The organism is Streptomyces jeddahensis (assembly GCF_001642995.1).
In the GTDB taxonomy this organism is placed as follows: Bacteria; Actinomycetota; Actinomycetes; order Streptomycetales; family Streptomycetaceae; genus Streptomyces; species Streptomyces jeddahensis.
Window position 1 is genome coordinate 1 of record NZ_LOHS01000005.1, and the last position, 562, is coordinate 562.

The 562-nt window shown below is 67.4% G+C and carries 1 protein-coding gene; it reads right to left on the reverse strand.

Translation table 11 applies throughout. The annotated features are described in order from the left end of the window. Window positions 1-562: ABC transporter ATP-binding protein (locus tag STSP_RS00030; RefSeq protein ID WP_332835340.1), on the reverse strand; the 562-nt coding region annotated here is incomplete at both ends.

Here is a 562-nt window from a genome sequence, read left to right on the forward strand (position 1 = left end):
TGATCTCGATCTGGAGCTGGTCGCGGAGCTTCTTGTCCAGCGCGCCGAGCGGCTCGTCCATGAGAATCACCGGCGGGCGGTAGACCAGCGCCCGGCACAGGGCGACACGCTGCTGCTGACCGCCAGACAGCTCACGGGGGCGGCGGCCGGCCAACTTGGACAGGCCCGCGATCTCCAGTGTCTCCCCCACCCGCCGCCGGATCTCGTCCTTGTGCACACCCCGGAGCTGGAGGGGGAAGGCGACGTTCTCGTGGACGGTCATGTGCGGGAAGAGCAGGTACTGCTGGAAGACGAAGCCGAGGTTGCGTTTCTGCGGGGCGAGCCGTGTGACGTCACGTCCGCCCACCGTGATCGTGCCGGAGTCCGGTTCGCAGAAACCGGCGATCATCATCAGGGTCGTGGTCTTGCCCGACCCGGAGGAGCCGAGGAAGGTGACGAACTCCCCGGCCCCGATCTCCATGGACGCCTCGTCGACGGCGACGACATCCCCGTACGTCTTGCGCAGAGCCACCACCGACAGCGATTTGCCGGTCGCGGTGACCGACTTGCCGCCAGCCACCTT